35 protein-coding genes are annotated in these 25,299 nt (G+C 41.6%); 3 read left to right on the top strand and 32 right to left on the bottom strand.

Annotation, left to right across the window (positions count from 1 at the left end):
• Window positions 1-25 precede the first annotated feature (25 nt).
• The 32 genes from HPS53_RS01565 to HPS53_RS01715 all read right to left on the bottom strand — a co-directional run bounded on the left by HPS53_RS01565 (window position 26) and on the right by HPS53_RS01715 (window position 22,214).
• Window positions 26-322, bottom strand: coding sequence for a DUF4133 domain-containing protein (locus HPS53_RS01565; RefSeq protein ID WP_004320446.1), 297 nt, complete (start codon window positions 320-322; stop codon window positions 26-28).
• A 15-nt stretch (window positions 323-337) separates the two neighbouring features.
• The gene (locus HPS53_RS01570) at window positions 338-715 is read right to left on the bottom strand and encodes a DUF4134 domain-containing protein (protein WP_008669756.1); all 378 of its coding nucleotides are present in this window, start codon (window positions 713-715) and stop codon (window positions 338-340) included.
• 54 nt (window positions 716-769) lie between these two features.
• Entirely contained in the window at window positions 770-1,096 is a 327-nt protein-coding gene (locus tag HPS53_RS01575) for a DUF4134 domain-containing protein (RefSeq protein WP_107031736.1), read from the bottom strand.
• A gap of 1 nt (window position 1,097) precedes the next feature.
• On the bottom strand, window positions 1,098-1,544 hold the full coding sequence (locus HPS53_RS01580) for a hypothetical protein (RefSeq protein WP_107031737.1): 447 nt from the start codon (window positions 1,542-1,544) through the stop codon (window positions 1,098-1,100).
• 243 nt (window positions 1,545-1,787) lie between these two features.
• Window positions 1,788-2,675, bottom strand: a complete 888-nt coding sequence (locus HPS53_RS01585) for a toprim domain-containing protein (protein ID WP_107031738.1) — start codon at window positions 2,673-2,675, stop codon at window positions 1,788-1,790.
• Between the two features lie 39 nt (window positions 2,676-2,714).
• Window positions 2,715-3,815: an AAA family ATPase gene (locus HPS53_RS01590; RefSeq protein WP_107031739.1), complete on the bottom strand. Its 1,101-nt coding sequence runs from the start codon at window positions 3,813-3,815 to the stop codon at window positions 2,715-2,717.
• The gene (locus HPS53_RS01595; protein ID WP_107031740.1) at window positions 3,793-4,188 is read right to left on the bottom strand and encodes a helix-turn-helix domain-containing protein; all 396 of its coding nucleotides are present in this window, start codon (window positions 4,186-4,188) and stop codon (window positions 3,793-3,795) included. Before HPS53_RS01595 ends, HPS53_RS01590 begins: the two co-directional genes overlap by 23 nt.
• A 150-nt stretch (window positions 4,189-4,338) precedes the next feature.
• The gene (locus tag HPS53_RS01600; RefSeq protein ID WP_107031741.1) at window positions 4,339-5,070 is read right to left on the bottom strand and encodes a hypothetical protein; all 732 of its coding nucleotides are present in this window, start codon (window positions 5,068-5,070) and stop codon (window positions 4,339-4,341) included.
• 210 nt (window positions 5,071-5,280) lie between these two features.
• Window positions 5,281-5,700 carry an META domain-containing protein gene (locus tag HPS53_RS01605; RefSeq protein WP_107031742.1) on the bottom strand — a complete coding sequence of 140 codons (420 nt, stop codon included), beginning with the start codon at window positions 5,698-5,700 and terminating at the stop codon, window positions 5,281-5,283.
• 1 nt (window position 5,701) lies between these two features.
• Window positions 5,702-6,046: a DUF3795 domain-containing protein gene (locus tag HPS53_RS12555; protein ID WP_107031743.1), complete on the bottom strand. Its 345-nt coding sequence runs from the start codon at window positions 6,044-6,046 to the stop codon at window positions 5,702-5,704.
• Window positions 6,043-6,375 (bottom strand): hypothetical protein, encoded by a 333-nt coding sequence (locus HPS53_RS01610; RefSeq protein WP_107031744.1) that lies wholly within the window; start codon window positions 6,373-6,375, stop codon window positions 6,043-6,045. The genes HPS53_RS12555 and HPS53_RS01610 overlap by 4 nt, the downstream gene beginning before the upstream one ends.
• A gap of 106 nt (window positions 6,376-6,481) precedes the next feature.
• A complete protein-coding gene (locus tag HPS53_RS01615; protein WP_107031745.1) occupies window positions 6,482-7,840 on the bottom strand; it encodes a M56 family metallopeptidase in 1,359 nt (452 codons plus the stop codon).
• Window positions 7,841-7,842: 2 nt separating this feature from the next.
• The gene (locus HPS53_RS01620; protein WP_107031780.1) at window positions 7,843-8,208 is read right to left on the bottom strand and encodes a BlaI/MecI/CopY family transcriptional regulator; all 366 of its coding nucleotides are present in this window, start codon (window positions 8,206-8,208) and stop codon (window positions 7,843-7,845) included.
• Between the two features lie 181 nt (window positions 8,209-8,389).
• Window positions 8,390-9,643: a condensation domain-containing protein gene (locus tag HPS53_RS01625; RefSeq protein WP_240597659.1), complete on the bottom strand. Its 1,254-nt coding sequence runs from the start codon at window positions 9,641-9,643 to the stop codon at window positions 8,390-8,392.
• A 135-nt stretch (window positions 9,644-9,778) separates the two neighbouring features.
• Entirely contained in the window at window positions 9,779-10,354 is a 576-nt protein-coding gene (locus HPS53_RS01630; protein ID WP_107031747.1) for a Crp/Fnr family transcriptional regulator, read from the bottom strand.
• Window positions 10,338-11,189, bottom strand: coding sequence for a helix-turn-helix domain-containing protein (locus HPS53_RS01635; RefSeq protein WP_107031748.1), 852 nt, complete (start codon window positions 11,187-11,189; stop codon window positions 10,338-10,340). The genes HPS53_RS01630 and HPS53_RS01635 overlap by 17 nt, the downstream gene beginning before the upstream one ends.
• Window positions 11,190-11,217: 28 nt before the next feature.
• On the bottom strand, window positions 11,218-12,567 hold the full coding sequence (locus HPS53_RS01640; protein WP_107031749.1) for an MATE family efflux transporter: 1,350 nt from the start codon (window positions 12,565-12,567) through the stop codon (window positions 11,218-11,220).
• Between the two features lie 161 nt (window positions 12,568-12,728).
• Window positions 12,729-13,094, bottom strand: coding sequence for a VOC family protein (locus HPS53_RS01645; RefSeq protein ID WP_107031750.1), 366 nt, complete (start codon window positions 13,092-13,094; stop codon window positions 12,729-12,731).
• A 92-nt stretch (window positions 13,095-13,186) separates the two neighbouring features.
• Window positions 13,187-13,993, bottom strand: coding sequence for a flavodoxin domain-containing protein (locus HPS53_RS01650; protein WP_107031751.1), 807 nt, complete (start codon window positions 13,991-13,993; stop codon window positions 13,187-13,189).
• A complete protein-coding gene (locus tag HPS53_RS01655; RefSeq protein WP_107031752.1) occupies window positions 13,990-14,619 on the bottom strand; it encodes a hypothetical protein in 630 nt (209 codons plus the stop codon). The genes HPS53_RS01650 and HPS53_RS01655 overlap by 4 nt, the downstream gene beginning before the upstream one ends.
• Window positions 14,616-15,218: a TetR/AcrR family transcriptional regulator gene (locus HPS53_RS01660; RefSeq protein ID WP_107031781.1), complete on the bottom strand. Its 603-nt coding sequence runs from the start codon at window positions 15,216-15,218 to the stop codon at window positions 14,616-14,618. Before HPS53_RS01660 ends, HPS53_RS01655 begins: the two co-directional genes overlap by 4 nt.
• 81 nt (window positions 15,219-15,299) lie before the next feature.
• Window positions 15,300-16,100 (bottom strand): helix-turn-helix domain-containing protein, encoded by an 801-nt coding sequence (locus HPS53_RS01665; protein ID WP_107031753.1) that lies wholly within the window; start codon window positions 16,098-16,100, stop codon window positions 15,300-15,302.
• 67 nt (window positions 16,101-16,167) lie between these two features.
• The gene (locus tag HPS53_RS01670; protein ID WP_107031754.1) at window positions 16,168-16,848 is read right to left on the bottom strand and encodes a zinc ribbon domain-containing protein; all 681 of its coding nucleotides are present in this window, start codon (window positions 16,846-16,848) and stop codon (window positions 16,168-16,170) included.
• 25 nt (window positions 16,849-16,873) lie between these two features.
• Entirely contained in the window at window positions 16,874-17,470 is a 597-nt protein-coding gene (locus HPS53_RS01675) for a uracil-DNA glycosylase family protein (protein ID WP_107031755.1), read from the bottom strand.
• Between the two features lie 4 nt (window positions 17,471-17,474).
• Window positions 17,475-17,675, bottom strand: coding sequence for a 4-oxalocrotonate tautomerase DmpI (dmpI, locus tag HPS53_RS01680; RefSeq protein WP_107031756.1), 201 nt, complete (start codon window positions 17,673-17,675; stop codon window positions 17,475-17,477).
• Window positions 17,656-18,201 carry a GNAT family N-acetyltransferase gene (locus tag HPS53_RS01685; RefSeq protein ID WP_216651860.1) on the bottom strand — a complete coding sequence of 182 codons (546 nt, stop codon included), beginning with the start codon at window positions 18,199-18,201 and terminating at the stop codon, window positions 17,656-17,658. The genes dmpI and HPS53_RS01685 overlap by 20 nt, the downstream gene beginning before the upstream one ends.
• Window positions 18,202-18,224: 23 nt before the next feature.
• On the bottom strand, window positions 18,225-18,977 hold the full coding sequence (locus HPS53_RS01690) for an inositol monophosphatase family protein (protein ID WP_107031758.1): 753 nt from the start codon (window positions 18,975-18,977) through the stop codon (window positions 18,225-18,227).
• A gap of 11 nt (window positions 18,978-18,988) precedes the next feature.
• Window positions 18,989-19,450: a VOC family protein gene (locus HPS53_RS01695; protein WP_107031759.1), complete on the bottom strand. Its 462-nt coding sequence runs from the start codon at window positions 19,448-19,450 to the stop codon at window positions 18,989-18,991.
• Between the two features lie 2 nt (window positions 19,451-19,452).
• Complete coding sequence (locus HPS53_RS01700) at window positions 19,453-19,722, bottom strand: zinc ribbon domain-containing protein (protein ID WP_107031782.1); 270 nt, start codon at window positions 19,720-19,722, stop codon at window positions 19,453-19,455.
• Between the two features lie 10 nt (window positions 19,723-19,732).
• The gene (locus tag HPS53_RS01705) at window positions 19,733-20,401 is read right to left on the bottom strand and encodes a phage head-tail adapter protein (protein ID WP_107031760.1); all 669 of its coding nucleotides are present in this window, start codon (window positions 20,399-20,401) and stop codon (window positions 19,733-19,735) included.
• A 12-nt stretch (window positions 20,402-20,413) separates the two neighbouring features.
• Window positions 20,414-20,785 carry a BlaI/MecI/CopY family transcriptional regulator gene (locus HPS53_RS01710; RefSeq protein WP_107031783.1) on the bottom strand — a complete coding sequence of 124 codons (372 nt, stop codon included), beginning with the start codon at window positions 20,783-20,785 and terminating at the stop codon, window positions 20,414-20,416.
• Between the two features lie 295 nt (window positions 20,786-21,080).
• Entirely contained in the window at window positions 21,081-22,214 is a 1,134-nt protein-coding gene (locus tag HPS53_RS01715) for a site-specific integrase (RefSeq protein ID WP_107031784.1), read from the bottom strand.
• Between the two features lie 382 nt (window positions 22,215-22,596).
• On the opposite strand from HPS53_RS01715, the gene HPS53_RS01720 reads away from it, so the two are divergent.
• The 3 genes from HPS53_RS01720 (at window position 22,597) to HPS53_RS01730 (ending at window position 25,295) form a co-directional block, all read left to right on the top strand.
• Window positions 22,597-23,019, top strand: coding sequence for a dihydrofolate reductase family protein (locus HPS53_RS01720; protein ID WP_004291474.1), 423 nt, complete (start codon window positions 22,597-22,599; stop codon window positions 23,017-23,019).
• A gap of 238 nt (window positions 23,020-23,257) precedes the next feature.
• Window positions 23,258-23,863, top strand: a complete 606-nt coding sequence (locus HPS53_RS01725) for an RteC domain-containing protein (protein WP_004304269.1) — start codon at window positions 23,258-23,260, stop codon at window positions 23,861-23,863.
• Between the two features lie 301 nt (window positions 23,864-24,164).
• Window positions 24,165-25,295 (top strand): ATP-binding protein, encoded by a 1,131-nt coding sequence (locus HPS53_RS01730; protein WP_004291480.1) that lies wholly within the window; start codon window positions 24,165-24,167, stop codon window positions 25,293-25,295.
• The last annotated feature ends 4 nt before the right edge of the window (window positions 25,296-25,299 follow it).

Raw genomic sequence — 25,299 nt, forward strand, 5'->3', positions numbered from 1 at the left:
CATTGCCGTGATGGTTTTTCTTTCGTCAGATCTTGCGCGAGTGGGCATACACATACACACCCGGAACGACCTTCTTGCTATGCAGTCCTTTCCGCTGTTTGAGGAGGATGAGCACGATACCGGCCGATACGACGGCTGCCAGCACGACAAGCCCGGCAATGAAACCGAGCAGGCAGTAGGCGGCGACAAAGCCGACAATGGCTCCGCACGTCGTCACCGCCGCCCAATATATATACCGGCCTTGGATGCCCAAAAACTCAAGAGGCCGTTGCAGTCCCTTGAACAGCGGGTAGTCCGGATAGCGTTCGTCCTTGCCTTTCATACTTATCCTTGATGTTTAAGCGGCAATACCGAAGAACAGAGGCAACGCCTTGGCCGCCGCAATGAGGAAGATACAGGCTCCCACGACCATCATGATCTTCTTCTTGACGTCCTGCTCCTCGTTGTTCATGGCGATATATACCGAGATTGCACCCACGATGGCCACAACGCCGGCAATGGCGTAGCACAATTTCACCATAATAGGCACATACTTGGCAATCTCCTCCGCGACAGTGGATAATGCGCTCGTACCGGCGGAATAGTCGCCTGCGGAGTTCTGCGCTTTCGCCACCATGCCGGACAGCAGCATGAAAGAGAACATCATTACTTTGGTGGGGATTCTGTTGACGAATCCGAATGCCTTGCGGCACAGTTGTTTGGTTTTCTGAAACATACGTTTACTTTTTTAGTGAATACTTTATTTGTCTGCGACCTGATACAAGTAAGGTTATATGCGGTAGCCGAAGAAAGCCGGGAAAACATAGAATGCCCCGATCAGGAACAGGCACGCACCTACAAGCGTCATTATCGACTTGGTGATGCCGTCCTCGCCCGTGTTCATCTTGATGTATATCTGACAGACGGACACGATGACGTAAACTCCGGCGATAGCGCAACAGATATACTGGACATAGAGCATCATCGTCACCACGAAGTCGTGCATCGTGGCCAACGCGTCCGCTCCCCAGCTATAGTTCACGCTGCCGCTTTTGGCAAAAGTCGTGTAGGGGAACGGGAGGCACAGCGCACATAGAATCTTTTTAGCTTTCGACATCTCACAACCGGTCTTGAATTGGGTTCCACTTTATTTCCGGTCGGTTGTCTAACCGTCCCTTGGAAATCATAGCCTTGTACATCTCCTCCGACGTGCGTGCGTCCGACAGGTAAGGCGTGGTATCTTCCATCTGTTCCTCCGCCTCGGCCTTCAGGCGTTCCAGCTTCTCCTGCGCCGTTCCCTGTTTGTCCTTGACGTCCTCCTCAGGGGATGTTTCGGAAGAGGTAGCCGTACTTTCCGTATCGTAGTTCTCGCTACCGATACTGAAGCCGGTCTCGCTTTCCGTGACAGCCACACTCTCTTCCTCGTCCGGTGCGCCGAGGTCGAAAACCTCCTCGTCCGGTTTGTCCGTTCCCTTTTTCCCGTAGAGATCATGCGCTATGATGACGGCGTAGTAAATGATGTAGGCAACCGTCAGGACAATGGCAAAAATGAAATATGAGTTCATGTATTTAGTATGAATATTAAAATTTGTATTAGTATGATTTTGCAAAGAAACGCACGAAATATAAAACCATAAAATAATTGAGCATTAAACATCTATTTCGTTAATGAGATTTGTGTAAGTTTCAAAAATCGAACTATTAAATCGTACTATATTGCAGTCTCCATGGAGGGAAATGGAGAAATCGGGGCATAAAAAAAGCCCTCGTGGTGGAGAGCTTTAGGTGGCAAAAGAGAACATTGAATATCAGCGTTTCTTTCCGCGCAGGTAGTCGTTCAGGTCTTTGTATTCCGCATAGTGGCAGGATTCATCGCTGACACGTCCGCCATACATCCCGGCAATGGTCTCTGTGGTTCTCTGCCCGGCAAGGTCATTGTCGAGATAACAGTGAATGTCCGAATACTCCTGTAAACGTGCCAGCGTCTTTTTCAAATTGTTTACCGAGTTCATCACGAGGTAGTCGCATGGTATGGCAAGACAGACCGTCCGGTCGCCTGCCAGTTTCAGTGTCATATAAGAAAGAAAATCCATGAATCCCTCGAAGACACAGACGTTTTCCTGTGTCTCTTCTGTTAGATGTCTTATCAATGAGATGTCCTTGTTGTTCAGGCATCCCTTGTAATAGGCGTTGCGCACCTCGTAACCGCCTGAGATATTGCCGAATGCGAGAGCAAAGTAATGATGGCCTCGCAGTTCGTAATGCACCTCCTTGCAATACATACGGCTGATGTCCGAATCTATAAGCCGGGATTGGAGGTAAGAGAACAGGGCGTGATGACGGAGTGGAATCACAATCACGTCTTTCATTTCAGCCTCCACCGGTCGGGGAGGAGCGGTCGGCATACGGGTTCTCGGTAGTGATGCGCCATTTACAAGCCTCTCGATATACGCCAATGCCTCGCTTACGCTGTCCGTCCGGCAAATGTATTTTACCAGTTCCACCAGGTCGCCGCCGGTCGCCTCACCGAAATCGTACCATTCATTGATTCGGTCATTTACCTTGAACGACGGGGTACGCTCGTTCCGTAACGGTGAGAAGTACCAGTATTGTTCCGACTTTATATGCTGTGCATGGTGGCCGAGCTGTGCCAGAAAATCCACGATACGCACTTGTTTTGCTTCTGCTATGGTCATTTTTCTTTCAGTTATATCCGAGACAGATTTGCCGCAGTCTCATTCTTCATCGAAAAGCATGACCTCGGTAGGTGTCATGTCATTATAAAATAGCTTATCCCGCTTGATAATAAGTTTAAGATTGTCGGTCAGGTATTGCAGCAACTTTACCATGACACTTCGACCCCGTTTGAACCCGATAGCGGCATAGGAAGCCATGAGAGCTTCCAATACATTCTCGAATCCTTTGATGGGCTTGTCTCCAAAAGCGGCGGCAAGGGCTTCCCGGTGCTGCTCTATGGATAAGTCCATGAAACTCATCCGGGATTTATGTTTGATTTCCCCGTTGAACGAATGGTTTTCAGCCATGACAGGCAATCCGTTGTCATCAACGGTAAAAGCAAAGGGCTTGAACTCTTTTTCGCGGATATGCAATGCGTGGACCTCGCTGATGTTTGGGTTGTCATTGCTTTTGCTGATGACCAATACGGTTTCCGCCTTATTGCTCATCTCCGTGCCGATATGCCCCCGTACATTGTTGTCCCCTTTGTTAAGATGGAGCACACAATGGATATGCAGATCATACAGGGAAGACCACTCCATCATCTTGTTGATGACTTCCACCGATTCACCGGCATTATTGATGTCGAGCATCAGGTCGCGGATGCCGTCGATGATGACCAGACCGTAGCCTTTGTTCTGACGTAGGGCATAGTCAATGACTTCAATACGTACCGCCGGAGTATATTCTCTTAGACAAATGAAGTCGAGGTTCTCGTTATCGGTTTTCGTGGGCAGTCCTGCCAGTCGTAAGATGCGTTCCAAGACCGTATGACAGTGAAAACGGCTTTGTTCCGTATCAACGTACAAGATTCTGCGCTTTCCTTCGGGCAGATGCGCCCGGTAATTCAATACCTGTCGCCCTGCCAACGATGCGGCGACAAGTGCCGAGACATTGAATGTCTTTTTCGACTTGGCCTTACCGGTCGAAGCACTGAAATTGCCAAGCGTGGCTATCGTTGAATTGTCTATCCAGATGATTTGCGGGGGCGTTTCGTAGGTATCGGTCGCCCTGATCTGGGAAGCGGCAAGAATATCCAGCAACTTATGTTCCTCAAGTCCTGCACCTGTGTTATAATCAGTCCTTCTTTCGTTTTCCATAGCGTCTTTGTTTTAAGAATGGTTGTGTCGTTGCAGTTTCGGTCGCCATGCGTATGGCATCGTCTGCAGTCGGTTCATGGTTCTGTAAAAGCCATTCATCCAGTTCTTCCTTGGCAAAGTAAATCATTTTGCCACGCGGCTTGTAATGCGGAATCTCTTTGTTCGCCGTGAGTTTGTACAGCATACTGTCGGAAACCCCGATATACATACAGGCATCCTGAAACGTAAAGACCCGTTTTGTCGAATAAATGCTTTTCTCCAACAAATCCATCCGTTCCAAGATATTTTCAACCGGTTCCAGCTTTTTAAGAACCGATTCAAGGGCGGTGATCCGTTCGCTCATCCGCTCCATGAAAGTTAGTCTGTTCGGCATATGTTTTTAATTAAAGTTTGACAATAGGATTGTGCCTCCGTTATCGACGTGCTGATAACGGAGGACAAAGGTATGATATGCCGATAAAGGAGTGAGAATTATCGGCGTGATACTATGCAAGTATCATTCTAACTCTCACTCTTTTATCTTTCACATGGTGGATTTATTCACACTTTCTTTCAACTGGCTGATGGCTCGTCTGATACTGTAGATGACCGCTGTCTTGTTGTTTCTGACAGCGGAGAGTGCCGATGAAAGATTGGAAGCGGTAATGAACCGTGTGCCGTCCTTGGATTGCAGGAACCGCCCTTTGTCCAGAACAGACTGCCAGCGGGATTGGATGAAGGAATTTTCGAGAAGTGCATCGAAAAGGATAACTACATGACGGAGGTTGTTCACTCGGATATGAAAGCCTTCTTTACAGGAAAAGAGAGCTTCCATATCCTCGATGCAAACCTCTGAAACGCAAAACAGATGATAAGTATTGGCACAAGACACAATACCTGTCATCTGTTCTTGGGTGAAATTGCAGCCGAAAGAAAGCGGCGGGGCTTTTGTCTCCCCATCGGCACGATGCTTGACTGGTGGCGGCAACGGTTCCGACCGATTATAGTGCCACCGCAGCTCCATGCACTTCTCAAAGGAAAAGTCGGCGGCAACAAAAAGAGACTGGATAAGATGAGCACATTCGGTCAGAAGCCCTTTGGCGATGTGGATGTTCATCTCGTGGCAATTTCGGCAAACCACACTATTGCAGTTTATGTAACGGTGGCTGTTGATGAAGTCATCCACATAGCGGCTATACCGCTTGCCATCTGCAATTACATCCTGAAGATAGAGTTCTCTCGCTTCGGAGAGTAACTCAAATAATTCTTCTGCCACATCCTGTTCAGTAGCAAAGTGGGTTAGGTGTTGCTTCCCTTCAAAAAAAGAGAAGACTTTTTACTTTGTTCTTTCATGTTAATTTACTTGTTTATGATTACTATATTAAAAAAGCGTAGTGAACCATTATTTTTACGATTGAAAATAAAACCATGTCGTATAATCGAATGACGACGTATCAACACTGATGGCTATATTAGGATACATCAATTATTTTGTAAGTTTCATCAATATATGACTGTCTGCGTCTTTCAGAAACAAGACAGAATCATTCTTGATCTCAAAAGCTTTTATTACGGGAAGAATGTGCTTCACACTTTCTTCCATAAGTATATCTTCACAAGCCTTTTCCGTAAATGTTGTTTCCGAGAATGTCAATTTACTACCATTAACGGTATATCTACTGGACCCCAAATTGCAGCCGGTATTGCAGGTTATGATTCCTTGATTACCAAATTCAAGTGAATAATCACCCCCATCTGCGACTTGTGAAAGACCTATTGGACAAGAAGTAGCGATACATTTATACTCTATAATCCGCCATTTGCCATAGAGTTCAAAACAGGAATGCTTATCGCAGGAGAACAGCATTATAGATAATGACAAAATTATCAAATACACTAATTTCATATTATTTGCGTTTTATGGTTTGACATTTTCTTATGCTCATTTCTTTTGCATACGCAATCTCTCCATGTGCCCTTATATAGCTAATACATGCCGGACGGTCAGAATTGAAGAGCAACGCAAACACTTTGCTTATAAAGTTGGAATAGATTTTACATTCTCTTACGTCACGCTCACATTCGGCACAGGTATGATAACCTTTGCTTATGCAACATTGGCGGATTTTACACCACGATGCTTTCTCGTTATTCTTGCATCCGGGACATTTTCCGGACAAGAATTTGCGACAAGCACCACAGTATAAACCACAAGCAGCGATGCTATCAGAAGTCGCTATTATCTGTTTCATACAAACCACGATGCACTGAAATGCTTGATTACCGCTATGAGCAACCCTAAAACAACCGCATTGACAAGCACAATCGGAACAGCTTTCTTTTCGTTCTTGGCAATCATAACCACCATAGGCAGAGCCATTAAGACTGATACAATCGGACCAGATAAAAAGTTGCTGACATTCAACTGTGGAAGTGTGGTGTTGAATATAATGAAAGTTACCACCACATACTGGACGAAAGCAGACCAACAGTTTGCCTTATCCATTTTTTTGAGAAACATCGGGAGTGCATCAACGGCTCCGATAACTACTCCGACAAAGATTGTAAATACTAATTCCATTGTTATTATATTTTATGATACAGGAGATGTCGCATTTTATGTAATGCGACATACTCCTGCATCAGATTAAGATCCAATTGTACTATTGGTATTTATTTCCTTGAACTTATTTACCGTTGGAAGACCAATATTCATTGCAGATATAGTAATTAAACTCCAAAGTGTAGCTCGATTCTGCGGGCAGACCCTTATTGAGTCCAGGGTGGAATTGTGGAAGCATACGCGCCACACGAAGGGCTTCGCCATCAAGTGTCTTTCCGGAGCTTTTCACTATTTTGGCATCTTTCACCATTCCGTCTTTAGCAATAGTGAGTTGCACAACTGCATCCATGTTAAGAACACCGTCTTTATAGGCAGTTTCAGGGAATTTTATGTTTTTGTTGATGAAAGCTCTCAATTTGTCCTTGCCGCCGGGAAAGTTAGGCGCGGTTTCAGTCTTGATGAACTGAAGGGTTCCGGGTGCATCAGCCTTTTCGGTTACCACAACATCTGAGTTTCTTTCCGTGATTTGGATTGATTCATCAGATTTTTCCGTAACTTTGTAGTGGATATTGTCCACCGGTGTAGCGGAAGACGCATCGTTAATCACTGCTGACACCGCGGGGGTTGTCAGACCTGCTACTGCAAGTGCCAATGCTGGCACCATGACAAAAGCACGCACACGGGCTATGCCTGTCGGTTTGCTTGATAACATCATAGTTATACGTTTTTTAAGTGAACTGTGATTCAGACAGTTGGAAAGAGTTGCGAACCTTGCTCCAACTGTCTTTTTTATTAAAAACATTTGATATTCCTCTCGTTTAATACCTGAAGCGAGCACACGGCTGTCAGCTTCATATTCGTGGAGGGTATGAAGTTCATTGCGTAAAAGCCATATTGCAGGACAATACCATGTTATGATAATAGCAGCTTGTATCATCAATAGATCAATCCAATGGTGACATTCCACATGTGCTTTCTCATGCCGAACTATCATTGCACCATATTCATACCAGTCTTTTCGTGGCATCATTATGTATCCGCCCCACGCAAAAGGAGCAACGCTATTATGTCGATGCAATACGATATGATTTCCATCACTTTTGATATGTTCTCCCTGTATAATGAAAAGCAATAATCGCACTAACGATACTAAGAAATAGATAATCATCGCACCAATTCCAATCAAATACAACGTGACAATATAATTCCAGACGGGCATTATATGTTCCGTTACAGTCTGAGTTACATTTACAATTTCAGTAGTATTTAGATCTAATACTATATTCTTAGAATCTATATCAACTATGCGTTCGGGTTTAAGAATAAAAGGAGGCAAAATAAAGGCTATGATTATGCTCAACAAGAGAAATATCCTGTTGAAGCGAAAACATCCCGCATTGGCAATAGTACATTTATATACCACCCACACCACAGTTAATAGTGTGCTTGCCAAAAGGGAATATGCCAATAAACTGCCTGTCATAGCTATTTATTTTTGCGATTAGTAATTTGTGCAATGAGTTCCTTTGCGTCTTCATCACTGCAATATTCATTGTTAATAAGGAAATTTACAACATTATGTATAGAATTATCAAAATATCTCCTTATAACATTGCGCAGATTGTGACCGCAATACTCATTACGTTGTATTATTGGAATATATACAAATCCATTATTTTCAGCCCGATGTTCAAGATACCCCTTTTGTTCAAGGAACTTTACAAAGGTTGCAACCGTGGTCCGACTTGGACGCGGCTCATCATGAAGTTCAACAACCTCCCTGACAGAAAGTGCACCTCTGTCCCAGAAGTAGTTCATCACATATTCCTCTCGTTCTGTTAATGGTTTCATATCAATATTCATTTTTATTAGTGGTCTAAATAAATTAGACGTATTGATAACGCAAAAATAGTCTAAATATTTTAGACAACAAAATAATTTCAGTCGAAAATGCTGTGATTTTTCCAAAAAGCGAATTGCGTGCGACTATTAAGTCACTGATGAACAAGCTACCAATATTAGACTCAAGGTCTTATTTAGGCCTTAAAAGTAGAGCCAACATATTTGATTTTAGATCATTCACAATTTCAGAAGATATTATTTTTCGGTCATAACTATATCCAATTTGCATAGTGCCATTTAATGTGGCAACTCCAAGAACAATGTAACTGCCCGGAGCTTTGGGCGCAAAGAATACCAAATCACGAATGCTATAAGAACCTATCTGAGTATCAAAGTTCAATCGTCCCAGGTTAGATACAGCCGTAGATGAAGGATTGTCAATTGAAAACATTGAAGCAACCTTTTTCGCGACTTTATCATCACACTCCCCATAAGCAGCAAAATACATCGCATCAATAAGTAAAGGATTCATAGATGCATAGGCATTTAGTATAAGCCATTGCGCTCTGGTTGAATCCATTTTAGATTTGATTTTCTTCTTTATATGAATAGCATTTTGCCAAAAGTCTTTTTTAGGATTATACTTATATGCAATTGTAATGGCCGAAGCAAAATTGCCTAAGCTGCTGTCTGCTGAAAACGAAAGTTGTTTCCGTATATCTATCGGAATCCCGACTACCATTTTTTTGTTATTGATGAATGTTTCTTGCATAGCTCCAATAAATGCCGTAACAATTGCATCATTTATTGTTATGCCGTGTATTTTACAAGCATTGTACAAAGAGTTCATATCAACTTTGTTTATGGTTGAGTACGACAAAGCAATATCTGTTAACTGATGGTACTTATTGAACATCTCCCGGTATTCCGCTTCACCAAAACGTTGCTGCTGACCTTTAGACCACTTTGAATTTAGTGAACGCAGAAGCAATTTTACAGGAAAAGAAAGTTTAGCTTTTTGTGGAAAATCACTTTGTTTTGAGATGAGCTGTTGTTCTTTTAAGGGCAAATTATTTCCAGCATAAACAAACACTACATCCCTCAATAATCTTGCAATAGCGTTACCGTCACCTAATAGATGATGACATACAGCCAGAATATCAAAACCAGTCTCAGTGTAGAATACAAAAAAACGTATGAGTGGACCTGTTTCGCAATTAAAAGGCTTTTTATTCTCGGACTCGGCAATTTCCAGCCATTGATTTGAATGTTCACTTTTAATAAAATGCAATTCGAGCTGATGAACAGTGTTTTCCTGATAAAATGCCTCTCCCTCATTATTCATGCAAATGGATGAATAAAGTAGCGAGTGAACGCTTCTTAATTTAAGCAATGTATTTTTAAAACGTAATTCATCCAAGTGACCGTCAACGCTTAGTTTCATCAGAACCGTAAGTGACGGATTACGCAGAAGGTGACGTTCCGTAAATATTCGAATATTAGTTTGCATGCTCTTTATCTTGATTAATCCTGCAAAGGTAAAGAGACCGAAACTATCAATTCTTGACTTATGTCAATCCTATGGATTTTTATCTAACTTTTTTCTTATTCTACTTAGCGTTTCGGGAGAAATGCCCAAAGTGGATGCGATGTGTTTTAAGGGAATCTCTTTTTCTATGTCTGGATAATCGTTTAATAATTCAATGTATCTTTCCTCAGCGGTATCGAAATACAGTGCTAAAGCAATATTACGCCAACCAAACATAGAACGCTCCGCAATGGTCGTCCTTAACTTTTGCGTATCTATATTCGTGTCGAATAATTCCATCATCTGTTCGTAATTAAACAAAACAATCTCATAATCCTCCATTGCTTGAATACAAAGTTCAGCATTTGTTCTTTTCAAGAACGAATGGTAATCTCCGATAAACGGAAAAGATTTATTGAACCAAAGGGTACGTTCATTACCTTCTTTGTCTATTTTGTAATATCTAAATTTCCCGGAATCTACATATCCCATGTATCTGACCGGACAGCCCTGCATCTGAAAATGTTCACCTTTCTTGATTTGGATGTTTTTCAGACGCTTGGTGTATTCGAGCACATCTGCATTGTTTATATTCAAACTACATAGAAGATTAATTAATCCGTTCATATACTTTATCTTTTCTGTTTATTTCTATACATTCAAAATGTAGCACTTCTACTTTTTCCTTCATAGGGAGTGTAAGAAATGCCTTAGGAGTATGACCAGAAAACCTTTTTACCTCTCTATATAAATGAGAAGCATCATAATATCCCGCTTGGATAGCAACAAACAAAAGATTATTGAATGAAGTATTAGGTTTCAAAAGATGTATAGCATTCCAAAACTGAACAATTCGACTATATTCTTTTGGGGAATAACCTGTATAAAACTTAAACTTGCGCTCAAATTGTCTTAGGCATAAGCATACTTCTGTTGCCAATTCCTTAATCGAAACAATTCCTTTCTGTCTGCGAATCAAGGAAACAACATGAGATATTTGCTTTTCTGTGCCCATGCTGTTTTTGTACAGTTGTCTAACCAATTCATGTTCAATACAACCAATCGGATTTTGATTTTCAGAGAGTTGATATATAAAAGATTGACTAAACAGAGCAGGGAACTCGTGACTGTCTAATCCTTGATTCATAAATTGGGAAAGTGGGATCTTTATGAATCGAGAAAGTCCGCACGGCTGAAAACGTACCCCTATAATATGAATGAAGTTTTTCTGAGTGACCAATTCCGTAAATGTATTCATTGGACCGAAAAAATAGGAATGATACGGTCTCATTATCAGGTCACTACTGGTGCAGTCTGTGGCATTCCCCACGTTGAAAACAAAGTCGGAACAACCATGAGGTGGAATGTTGAATTTCATTCCACTTCTTGTTTCTCCTTTATATTCCCAATAGCGATCTATAAAAGGAGCTAATAAGCTACATGGCGAATATTCTTTATACATATTACAAATGTCGGTATAAACTATGATTCTAAGGAATATTAGTGATTATTTTTTTGCCTTGACTGTTAATTCCGATAAACCAATGATGAATATGATAGATAGAAAGTATAAACACACTCAAAAAGTAAATATGTTCCGATGTCCACAATAGTGGAACACTTGAACTAAAATGACTAATTATTCCCACATACGCTATGTATATAGATAAAGACATAAATGCTATCAATAGAGATGCCTTAGCATGGCCTATTCCAGAGACTGCACTAAAAAATACGAATGTAGGTACAGCTATCAAGTAAGAGGTGAGCATAACCTTTAATGTAGGTATCGCATCAAACACCAATGCAGTATTGTCACTATAAATCCGTAAAATAGATTCTGGGAAAAGAGCGAACAGCACTATTATTGGCAAAATAATCATGTAACATAAAAGCATTACTTTTTTGCATACATATAGGAAAGGGCTGCTTTTATCTTCTCCTATGAGATTCCCAACTAATGAACTGACAACAGATGCAGATGCTTGTACGAAAAGAAAAAGGAAAGACGAAATGTTTCTAACAACATTAGTAATCGCCAGTGACCTTTCCCCGAAATGCTCTATTGTGATAAAAAAAACGAACCAACTGCCAAATACTAACCCATTTTGCAGCATCATCAAAACAGAAACAGAGAGTATCTTTTTTAATACTCTACAATCTATGGCAAATCGCCATTTGACTCTATATTTGCACGTGCTTGCATTCTTTTGGGTATATATCATGAAATAAATTGCTGCGACAGCTTCGGAAATGACAGATGCAATGGCTGCTCCGGAAATTCCTAATGCTGGAAAACCTAATGCTCCAAATATTAAGATATAATTTAGAATAACATTGACTGCTACCATCGTTATGGAATTGAGCATTAGTGCAGATGTGTGTATTATTCCGATATAAAAGGCTCTAAACATGATAATTGTAAAAGAAAACAAGAAACCATAGATTCTCCAGTCAAGATAGAGCATAACTGTTTGGAATACGGATTCAGAATCTATAATCGACCTTAATATAATAGGCGAAATTATAGAAGTAATCAATATTATCATTATCGCTAACATTAACAAAAAAAGTGTTCCTTGAGAAAGAATTTTCCCTGCTTCCTTATACTGCCTGTTTCCATTATATTGAGCTATCAAGATTTGAGTTCCGATGCTGAACCCAAATCCAATCATATATATAATCAGGTAATAAGTGCTGGCGATAGCCGATGCCGCCAATTCGGTTTCTCCAACCCTACCTAAATAAGCTGTATCAGTAAAACCTATCAAGTATTCCATTAATAAACTAACAAATACAGGTAAGCTGGTTTTATAAATTGATATATAGGAAATATTCATACTAACTTCATTTATCCGGCAAAGTTACTTCACTTGACCTATATTAAATTGTATAAAAACGACATTGCTGCTTTTTACATGACATCTTACAATACAGCATTTTTCAATAGTTGGGATAACCCAATGGCGATCCCAACTAAAATGACCCGATTTACAATGACTTACTTATCGCCGTAAAGTCCGATGCGGTTGCCGACAGGATCTGCAATGATGGCGAAATAGCCCCAGCCATCCACTTGAATCTTGGTCTTGGGAGTGACGAGTGTTGCGTCGTTGTCAATCGCCGTTTTCACATCGGCATCCAAGTCCTTTGCTTTGAGATATACCAGTACGCCTCCTTCGGACGGTCCAAAACCGGGGAACGAAGGCGCGGATGAGATAGAACACACGCTTTTTCCGTCTTTCATTAGACACGCCATTCTCTCGTCGCCGAATTGCGACACCTCCAGCTCCTCACCAAAGAGTGCCTGATAAAATGCCACCGACTTGTCGAAGTCATTGGTGGGAATTTCAAAAAATGCAATCATACTTATTGTTATTTTATTAGTACGCTGCAAAGTTACAGCGACACGACAGCCTATGATAGTAAAAACCGGACATTCTATTCCTTGGGTACATTTTAATGCCCTTTATCGTCTGAATTATAACTTTTCTGCAACTTGTCACTAAAAGATTCTCTGAATGCAATCCGTAATCCGTTCAGGAAAGACTCGTTGATGTATATTGATGAAGTCGGACATTTGTCAGCGCATAACCGGCATTGGATACAGTTTAGTTCATCCGTTGGCAATACTTTATCCGTTTTTGTGAAGATGTGCATCGGGCATACTTTGACACATTTTCCACAATTCACGCATGAGGAGGCATTGAGAAACACTACCTTGTCACCGAAAACCAAATCGGCCACATTATGGCGTATCGGGATGCCGTCCGAATACCCGATAACCGGATTTCTGTGAACGGAAGCCAATGGGTGCAGTTTCCAGTGGAGTCCTTTTGCAAACAGCCGTGCCTTGAACATATCCAGCTCATTCGGTCTGGCTTTATTGTATCCATTCATCAGCACCCAAGGGCCTGTACGGTCAAAACCACGGCAAGAAAACTCACCGGCTATAATTCCGCCTTTTCTTTCGATGATTTTCTTCAGGGGTTTATGATATGCCCCCAAGAATGGACGGCAGCGGGTGGAAAATATGAAAACATTTTTCCTATCAAGATTTTGCTGCGAAACAAATCTTTGAAGCCGGATATCGTGAGCTGCAAAGTTTATTGCGGAGCCGAAGCCAATCAAATCGTATCCCGACAGGTCTATTGTCGGAGTGTTGTCCACTGATACCAGTTCGGCGGACAGTGCGTCAGCCATACTTTGTGCAATCTTCAGCGTATTGCCTTTGTATGACGAGCGATATAATATTATCGTTCTCATCTTGAAATGGATATTTTTGTTTCGGGGGTTCCGGGACCACCATTCACACCCTTGTAGCCAACAAACATCAAGGTAGTAGTATCAAAATAATAGTCACAGCTCCAGAAAACTGACATGAAACCGGTTAGACAGACTTCGATTTTGACGGTGTTCCTACCGTCTAATTTCTCAACACCCTTCTTGGTAGCCGACATGGTGTAGAGCTTGATGTTGTCAGGGCGAAAACACTCGTATTCCAACGAATTACCATTTTTTAAGGTCAGCCCCGCATTGTATGCGATATTTTGATACCACGGTTTGCCGTTGCTTTTAACTGTCTTAGAGATTGGTTTGCCGTTGAACTTACCCGATATAGAATATTTGCCGTTTTTTAAGCTGACAGTTAAGTTAGTATTTGAAACAGGGTTGATTATTTTCCAACTTTCGGTCTTATACGCATTGTCCAAAATATACTCATGCCTTTCGTTGCCTTGAACTGTATTCAGATATATCTTCCCGTCTTTGTGTTCCTCCGACCATTTGACAGACGTTTTTGTCTTGCCGCAAGTAGAAATGTAATTCCTTTCCTGCGCCATAACAAAGACTGCAAGAAACAGCGTCAGTGCTATTACGATTATATGCTTCATAGCTTGCTGTCGTCAAAGATGAAATCAACATACTTGGAAATCATTGCTTCCATTCTGCTCCACGCTTCCGGCCGGCTGAAATCTATGCCGTTCAGTTTGGGGTACTGTCTTGTGAAAAGTACAATGTAATTGATTGCGGATATGATTATGGCAACGGACATATCGTTGTCGTTACCTATATCCAGACTTTTGTTTAATTCTTCCTGCAATTTATAGCCGATGCGTTCCCTTTCTTCGAGGATTCCCTTGAACGATGAATGACCGGATAATTCCCATACCAGAAGTTGCTGCATGAGAACATTCTCTTTCAGATAATGAAGTTGCCGGAAAAGCACGTCTTTGACAATCTGCCTTATATCCCACTTTTCGGACTGTTTGATGGAATCTATAAACTCCGAATAGGCAAATGAATAATAGTCGTGCCGTTTTGCCCATTCGACGAGCAGACCATCCAATCCGCCAAAATAGCGATAAATCAAAACTTTATCGCATCCGGCTTGACTGGCGATGCGGTTTACCCCGATTTTGGTAAATCCGTCATTCTCTATGATATGGCTCACTGCATCAAGCAGCCTTTTCTCTGTTTCTTTCAATTTTATTTTGGTTAATGTCACTAAATGGTGACAAAATTATAAAAATAATCGGTGACAACCAAATCGAAATCTATATCAGTGTAATTTTCAGAACGTAAAATAGTCGGAAACAGGAGCGCAACGGGATATGTACTCCTTTGGGGTGTAACCGGTGAATAGCCTAAATTCCTTTATCATGTGTGATTGGTCCGTATAACCACATTCGTATGATAGCTGGGCAAAACCGATTTTCGGATTATGCTGTAATATGGATAAGGTGCGTTGCAATCTGATGATGCGCAGGAAATCCTTTGGGGTAGTCCCGATATGTTCTGAAAAGACACGGCAAAATTGCTTTTCACTCAGGCACGCTATGTCAGCAAGTCCCTTGATGTTTGTCTGGACAGAATTGCTTATGTGACGCACCACGTTGGAAAGCCTCGGTATATTGTAGCTATTCCCCAGTAGTGCGCGGTTTAATAGGAAATTTTCAATTAAAGTAACGGCTTTTTCAAGATTGTCGGCATCACCCATTTTCCCTGCCAAATCCTGCAACTCAATGTCCTCCATATCATATATGGAAATGTTCCTATTGCAAAACAGACTGACGGGGATATGAAAAAACATCTTTGCCGTGTGTGGTTGAAACACAGTCACTATCATTTCGATGTTTCCCGTGGAAATGACATCTGTAAAGCTGGTTTCTTGTCCGCTTATAAAACAGCGTGGCTGTAAGTCATTCTGACTTACAACTTTCAGTCTTTCACCACAATGAAATACAAGCGACATACACCCCGTCGGCAAAGTGCGCTGCGACACCATGCCGGGTGAACTATCCTGCAATACCCAATAATACCGCACAAACGGTTTCAGCGCAGGAGAGGGATGTATGATCTTGAATGTTTGCATCCTGCAAAATTATAACAGGGCTATTTATTCCGATAGTAAAAAATGGACATTAAAGCCTACGGAATATTTATATTTTCTCGTGCGCAAAATCGCCATCAATATATATGGTTGCGTCCTCGCCTACAAACTTGATTAGAGTATAGTTCGGATCGGTAGCACCTCCGGGGAAATGATTTATCAGCCACTCCTGCCACATCTCTTTTCGGATTTTATCATCGCTGACAATTTCCGCTATGCCACGCAGAGCGACACTATCACCATAAAAATAATAGCTTACTCCTGCTTTGGAATTAGTCTTGAGGTCATTTATTTTCACGGATGCGGCATCAGTTGCCATCCAAATCTCGTTACACCCGTTGGTTTTAATTTTCTTAATTGGTACAGGGCGTGGAAAACCATCCTCATTTATAGTGGCAAGTGTGACCTCATTGCATTGCGCAAGTAAGTTGACAGCTTTTTCTACAAGGCTTCTTTTGTCTTTTTCTTTCCAGCGTTTAAGCGTTGGGAAAATCTTACGCATTTGTGCCTTTGCCTGTTCCGGAGTGAGATCCCAACCTGTTTCTTTGTTTATCTGGTCAGTAAACTGCACACAAAATTCAATCATCTGGCTCATATTGAAGTCTTGGAGAAATACTCCATCCTTGTAACAATAGCCACAATAATCCTCACTTATGTTGCAGTCAGCATTAGTTCCGGGGTTAGCAGGATTAAGAGGCATCCCGCAACTCTGACAAATTTTTTGTTCCATATATCAATTTATTAAAACATTTTTACTACTTCATTATCAACTGGTACATTAAGGAAATATCTTCAGAAGCCATTTCAAACTTAGTTTTCTCTATGAGTATGTTTTGCCCCGTCATTATATAGGAGGGGAGGATGCGAATACTGTTATATGAAATCTCGGTATTGCGTAATTTGTATGTGGAAATGCTTGGAACAGCGTTCTTCTTGGTCGCCTTCTTGCTAATCAAGTTAAAGGCTTTCTTTGCCACATCCCCCATCAGCATTATAACCTTGACGTTGGGAAACAATGCAAGCTCTCTTTCCAGATATGGCAGACTCTCCTCTATACTTTCCTTTGAAACGGCATATTCGGTTTTGGGTATTTTAACAGCATTGGTAATATAAATCCCCTTGTTGAGAATATCCTGCACAGAATCTACCTCTATCCCTGCTTTTCGGAACAACTGTATTGTCGTTGACATATACGCAGCGTCTTGCTTCCCATAGAAGTCATCTTCCGAATGTGACGGGACAACCTCATTTATCATAATTGCACGTATCGCTTCGGGGATAACCTCCACGTTATTAAAACGTAAATCAGTTTTACCCGTAGAGAAGTGTTCCAGTTCTTTTTGAATATTCATAATCCTAACCTTTATAGTTCTGCTTGATTTCATTGATTGATTTGCCGCCAATGCCGAAATTCTCATCAGACAACTCCTTGATTGTGACAGTGAAGAACTGAGCAGGAATATGTGTTATTTCGGAAGCTGTTGCTGTGAGCCGTTCAATCAACTCTTTCTTTTGCTCTGCGGTCAATCTACCGCTTTCAATGGATATGTATGGCATTGTAATTTTCTTTCGTTAATTTATAGAAATGCTCAGTTCGTATATCTCCAAGCGGAGACGTAATATCTTGATTTGTGTGATGATAAATGAATCCGCATTTTTCACATACACGCCTCGATTTGTCATTCCCTTCATAATATCCGCACCAAACGGCATTAAGTTTCAGCTCATCAAAACTTCTGTGAAGCAATGCCATGACTGCTTCCGGGATGAGACCTTGCCCCCAGAAAGGTTTGCCAATCCAATAACCTATTTCTCCCTCTTCCATACCCATTTCCGCACTATGCAATCCGTTGGAAAACATAATGCCACAACTGCCGACAGGCTTACCTGTTGATTTCAAAACCACAGCGTAAGTTTCCGGAGCAGTGAACACCGTTCTTATAATCTCAAGGCTTTCATCAACCGATGAATGAGGATTCCAACCTGCAATCGGTCCGATGTCTGGGTCACTCGCATATTTGAACAGTTCTTCTGCTTCGCTTTCGCTCCAAGGTCTCAGTATCAATCTTTCTGTTTCAACCATAATTAAATTTGATTATATTTCCCTTATAAAAGATTGAATAATTCTTTATGTACTTGTCCATTGCTTCCAATAACAGAATTTCCCTGAGCCGGGTCAAGCGCATTCCCGTTCCAATCAGTCACTTTTCCTCCGGCCTCTTGTATCAAAAGCATTCCTGCCGCATAATCCCACGGATTCAAATATATCTCGAAATATCCGCCTTGTCTGCCGCAGGCTGTATATGCCAACTCCAAAGCGGCAGAGCCAAGTCTTCGGACATCTTGGGAATTTTCGTAAACTTTCAGAAATCGGGCAAAGTTTTCTATCGCCAACTCTCTTTTCGCTGTACCGATGCCTATAATGGTTTCCGATAGTTTTGTGGCAGAGGAAACGTGTATGGGCTTGCCGTTCAAGAAACTTCCTTCTCCCTTGACAGCAGAAAAAAGTTCATCGTGAAATGGATCATAGACAATGCCCATTACTATCTCTTTCTGACTACAAAGAGCTAACGACACCACACTATGCTGATAGTCGTGCATGAGGTTGGTAGTGCCATCAACAGGGTCAAGAATCCAGTAGCTGTCTGTATCCATACGCTGTAAGCCGGTTTCCTCTCCGAGAAACTGTATGTCCGGTGCAAGTGTATATAATGCCTTCTTCAAGAAATCCTGAACGGCGACATCCACTTGAGTAACGTAATCGGCTACTCCTTTTTCTTTCACATGGGCTGCCATTTCCCTGTTTGTGATTATTCCCTTAGTCTCTTTAACCAAGCTGATTATACGTTGTATATCCATCTTTATAGGGTTTAATTCAATAGTTTTTGCAAGTCATCGATAGAAACATCCATTCTCTTGGAAACTTCTTCCAAAGTCATTCCATTAGAAATGAATCTCTCTATGACCATTTTCATTTCCTCACCGACTTCTATGAGATGTCCATCCAAATCGTAAAAGCGGATTACTCGTTGTCCCCAATCATGCTCAACGACTTCGTCTAAGAATGCGATTGACGGATTGCCTTTCAGCTTTTGCAAAAAGCCGTCAAAATCATATTCCTCAAAGGCTATTTCAACATTGTTTGACTTTTTATGGACTTTTTCTTTTGGTACGCCAATAAGCCAATCGAAATCCTGCTGTAAAGCCAGACCGCAGGAGAACAGGATATTTCGTCCATAATCCTGACAGACTTCCAACCCGAATATGCTTTCGTAGAAACTTCGGGCTTTGCTTATATCTGACACGGATAAAACCGTACAACAATATCTCATATTTATTTTTTCCAGCGTTTGAGGTTGGGATAGAATTGACGCATCATCTCTTTAGCCTGTTCCACGGTCATATTTTCTCCGGACCACTTGTTTATATCATCAGTGAACCGGGCGCAATGCTCAATCATCTGCTCCATTGTAAAGTCCTGCGTGAACCGGCCATTCATGTAACAATAGTTGCAGTAATCATCATTGCGGCTGCCATCGGCATTTATTCCCTTATCGTTGTCAGTTAATGGCATACCGCAACTTTGACAAAATTTTTGTTCCATATTCATATATTTAGTTGTTTGATATTCCTTTTAATGCGCATTTAATTTTCCAACTCGCATAAATATGAGCCAACCAATGTTCGGAGAACGGCATCATTATAAGACCTCGGATATTTTCACCACACCAGTAATCTATCAACCACCGGGCATTTTCAGAGTCGCTCACAACATGAAGTGATTTGAGGTTTTCCCTATCTTCATCAGTCATTCTGCGTTCCAAATCGCAAAAAGAAAGCTTTTTCAACAATAGGTTGGTATTGTCTTTTACAGATTCAGCATATTCATATAGCGCATCTAAATTCAATGTTTTAGAGAAATCTGATATTTCCTGTTTTTCAAGCTCGTTACCAGTCGTGATAATTGGAGAGCCAATTGATCTTTTATAATCCCCTGAAAAGAATATCTGATCGTCCTTGTTGATTAAAGTATGGATAACAATATCCTCGATACGGAATATATGCCAGATGGAATAGGCAATTGTCTTGCTGTGAAAACCGTCCTCTTCAATGAATGGGATAGCATTGAAATCAGCACGGCATAATTCCACTTTGAACTGCACTAAGATATCGAATAACTGGGTACGCAAAGACAATAAGTTTTCAATTCCCAAATGAAATGTGGTTTCATTGGAAATTTCTTCCTTAATCTTATGGCATTGCTCTAATAAATTATTACCCATACCTTTTCAATCTTATTGTTGGCGATTTCCTTCAATTACCTGATTTATCAACTCCCGAACTTCATCATCCGACATTTTCCTATCTCTTACAAGAGTGCTTATCACACCACGAATAGAGTTATTAAAATATCTCTGTACGACATTCTTCAGGTTGTTGCCACAATACTCATCCCGTTCTATGAGTGGGTAGTATATGAAACCGTTGTTCCCTGCCGGCTTATGCCCTAAAAAGCCTTTCTCGACAAGAAACTTCACAAATGTAGATATGGCTGTCCGGCTTGGACGAGGTTCGGGATAAGTGGCTATAATCTCCTTAACGGTAGCTTCGCCCTTCTCCCAAAACTTGTTCATCACCTCTTCTTCACGCTTAGTAAGTTGTTCCATCATCAAATGAAATTTAGTATATGCAAAGTTAGTCTAAATAAATTAGTCAACCAAGCACTTTGAGAATAATTATATAACATATTATTCCAACCTCGTATTTCAAGCCGTTGGTGGATATTTATCAGTTGGGCTAAATTTCCCTGTTTAGCATTTCTTGCAATAAATGCCTCCAACGACAAGTTTACTTTGGTTTTTCCCTTATAGGCACCCGGATTAAAGTAAACCTAATTCTATTTGCAATCCGATTATATGTAGATGTAAAAACAATCCTACTTTATACTTCGATTTGCATGGGTCAATCAAACAATCCGTTTACCAGATTGACCGCATCATCCTTCTTCTGATTGATGATTTTGGCGTATACCTGCGTCATCTTCACATCGGCATGGCCGAGCAATTTCGAGGTTGTATAGAGGTCTGCTCCAAGGGTCAGCATCATCGTGGCAAAAGTGTGCCGGGCGGTGTGAAATGTAAATCGCTTGTCGATTCCCGCAGCTTTTGCCCAAGGTTTGATAAGCAGGTTCATCATTGACGGGCTTGGTAAATCGAACACATGGTCGTCTGCTGTCTTTTCTCCTCGTTCCGGCATCCACTTCAAGGCTTCGGGAGAAAGCGGTAGATAAATCGGTTCTTTGGTCTTCTGCATGGACACTGCCAACCGATATTGTCCTCTATCGACGAAGACGTCTTTCCACTTCAATCCGACAATATCGCTCACACGCAATCCGCAGAAGCAGGAGAACAAATAAGCGGACTTTACAGCCTCATTATTCATCGGAGTGGTAATCAATGCCCGCACTTCCTCGATAGTCATATATGACCGTTTACTCTCCGGCAGGCGAATCTTATCCGAATTATTGATTTTGGTAAACGGATTGACCTTGATAATCTCCGCACGAACGGCTGCATTCAAAGCTCCGTTCAGGATGCGGTAGTAGGTGTGGAGTGTAAAGTTCGATACACGCTTCCCTTTGGGACGATATTCCGTCATCAGATAATCGAGGTAATCCTGACAGAATGCCTTGTCTATCCGATCCATTGTCATCCGCTCTCCTGCATAATCTTTCAAGATGCGAATAGTAACTGAGATTTGGTTTCCGTCTTTCTTCCCACGTTTTGCCTGATTCTCTTTATACGTATTCATCCAATCGAGCAAGAACACCTTTTCCCTGTTCTCGATGCCAGCTTCCCCATTCGTCAATTCAATGATGCGTTTCGACTTGATGGCATTGGCTGCGTCCATCGTAACCTGATTTCGTTTCCGGGCATTATTATCAGTTTCCGGGATGATATACATTTTGAGGTACTCGTATGTTCGCTTTCCGTCGCGGTATATATCCAGATACAGACTCTTACTTCCGTCACTCAGCGGTTTCATCCGAAGACGGATTGGTTCTTTGACCTTCGTCGGTTTCTTTACTCGTGGCATAAGCAATTCCTTTTTTTCGTTATTTCTGTTGCAAAGGTAGAAATAATAATCCAAAACAAGGAACAAATAAGAAACAAAAATGTACCGAATAAGAGCCAAACAACCGAAAACAATGAAAGCAACTGAAAAGAAATGCACACTTATAAATAGCTATAAAACAGCACATTTATTTTCATTTGTTTGGTTGTTGTTTTCATTTTAGATATGTATTCTATAAATCTGGTAAATTGGAACTACGGAGACGATTGCGTGATGCTTATGCTATGCTTACGCATAGCGTGCATTCACGTACTCTCCGTAAAGGCTTTACCAGAGCCATCGCTTGAAGGTAGTGTGAATTGCACGCTACTTTTTTACCCTTGCCTAACGAAAGGAAACGATTATGGGTAAAGTTCAGATTCTCGCCGTACTGACGATGGACGGATGTCTTTCTTCAGAGTTATATGATAAAGCACATCAGGATTTGTGCCTTGACCGTTGCGGTCTTGATGAAATCAGGAAGAAAGCCTTTTACCGTGTGACACCGGACTATTCCATTTCAATGCTGCACGAATGGAGAAAAGACTGCACAAACATCCGTTACCTCGCGGAAGCCACACCGGACACGGCAGACTATATAAACGGACTGCTGCGGATGCACGCTGTGGATGAAATCATACTATACACCGTTCCTTTCATATCCGGAAGCGGACGACATTTTTTTAAGTCGGCTCTGCCAGAGCAACACTGGACGCTTTCCTCTTTGAAAAGCTATCCCAACGGTGTATGTCGCATTATCTATATCCTTGATAAAAAAGCAAGATAGCCAAAATGTGCGGCAAGCATACATTTCTATTTTCAGGAATAGAATAAATGTTCCGATTACAAACAATTTAAGTCGGAGATAATTTGTCCTTGTGAAAAAATACTGAATTTTATACCTCTGAAATCCAGCACTTTGTAAAATTGAGTGTTGGATTTTTTATTTTCTGCCGCGTTTTTTGCCAATTATATTCATGTGCGCACGCAGAAAACAAAGTGTAATTTTCAAAATTGACAGAACCATGAATTATTTCTTGCTGGCGGAAACCGACTTTTTCCGCCTGATAAACGAAGCCGGCGACTGCAATATGGAAACGGCATACACGGCTTTCGCCACCCAAGTGATCGAACTGTGCAACGGCGGCATGGACATGAACCTTACCGTCATCGCGCTTGCCTACATCGAAATCGAGTTGCAGCACCATCCCGTACGTAATCTGTCAGAAGAAAAAAGAGAGATTGCCGCCTACGTCAGCAAGGCTCTGTCTTTCGTAAGAAAGATGCAGAAATTCCTTGCCACGCCCCAAGTGCCACCACTAATATCCGCCAACAACGCAACAGAAACCACCGCCAGCCTTCTTCAATGGACGGGCAATGCCATCGACCTCGTGGAACTTATCTACGGCATAGACGTGATGGGCTGCATCAACAACGGCAATATGCCGCTCAAACAGCTCGCCCCACTTCTCTATAAGATATTCGGGGTTGATTCTAAAGACTGCTACCGCTTCTACACTGATATCAAACGCCGGAAGAACGAAAGCCGCACCTATTTCATTGACAGGATGCAGGAAAAACTGAACGAGAGAATGTTGCGTGATGAGGAGTTGGAGCGGATGAGAAAATAAAAAAATATCCATTACATATGAGAAGACAGGAATACTCGTATCCTGTCTTTTTATTTTCATTTAATTATATATTAATTAGCACAATATATGTGAGTTTTTCATTCCTATAAGGACAAATTTCAGAAACGTATGTCTGGTAAATTATTGAGTCATCATAGTATGAACATATATCATTACTAAAAACAATGAAACAACTTCCATAAGATTGTGGTTGTAAAAATCGCCATTTAATAGCCCGTTTTTTTTGTAAAATTCGCCAATTAAAAAAATATGATTATCTTTGCATTATATTTTATAAGGTATGGAAACAGTAAATAGAATACTTCAAGAGAAGATTACAGCACGAATCGCGCCCAATAAAGCAGTACTGATTTTTGGTGCTCGCCGTGTTGGTAAAACGGTAATGATGCGTAAAATTGTGGACAACTATTCAGGTAGGACGATGATGCTCAACGGCGAAGACTACGACACATTAGCACTATTGGAGAATCGCTCAATAGCCAATTATCGGCATTTATTGGATGGTATTGATTTGCTGGCTATTGATGAGGCACAGAACATACCACAAATCGGTAGTATTCTGAAGTTGATAGTTGATGAAATACCGGGAATAAGTGTCTTGGCAAGTGGTTCTTCGTCATTCGATTTGCTGAATAAGACTGGTGAACCGTTGGTCGGCCGCAGTACGCAATTTCTCCTTACACCATTCTCGCAACGGGAAATCGCACAGACGGAAACGGCACTTGAAACCCGCCAGAACCTCGAAGCGCGCTTGATTTACGGTTCCTATCCCGAAGTAGTAATGATGGAGAACTATGAACGTAAAACAGACTACCTACGTGATATTGTCGGTGCATACCTGCTTAAAGATATCTTAGCAATTGACGGCTTAAAAAATTCGAGCAAGATGCGCGATCTACTGCGATTGATAGCTTTTCAGTTGGGCAGCGAAGTTTCTTACGAAGAGTTAGGTAAACAACTCGGCATGAGCAAGACGACCGTTGAAAAATACCTCGACCTATTGGAAAAGGTCTTCGTTATCTATCGTCTGGGGGCTTATTCGCGTAACCTACGCAAGGAGGTTACAAAAGCTGGCAAGTGGTACTTCTACGACAACGGCATTCGCAATGCCATTATCGGGGCTTTCTCACCGCTGGCCATTCGGCAGGATGTCGGTGCGCTGTGGGAGAACTACATCATCGGAGAGCGGCGCAAAGCGAACTTCAATGAGGGACTGCACAGGGAGTTCTATTTCTGGCGCACCTACGACAAACAGGAAATCGACCTGATTGAGGAGAGTGCCGACAGTCTTACCGCCTTGGAGTTCAAGTGGGGAAATAAAATGCCGGCCGCACCGAAAGCCTTCCAAGAAGCCTATCCCTATGCCGAGTTTCATGTGGTAAATCGGGAGAATTATTTGGAGTTCGTATAATCAA

The organism is Prevotella sp. PTAC, assembly GCF_013166535.1.
In the GTDB taxonomy this organism is placed as follows: Bacteria; Bacteroidota; Bacteroidia; order Bacteroidales; family Bacteroidaceae; genus Prevotella.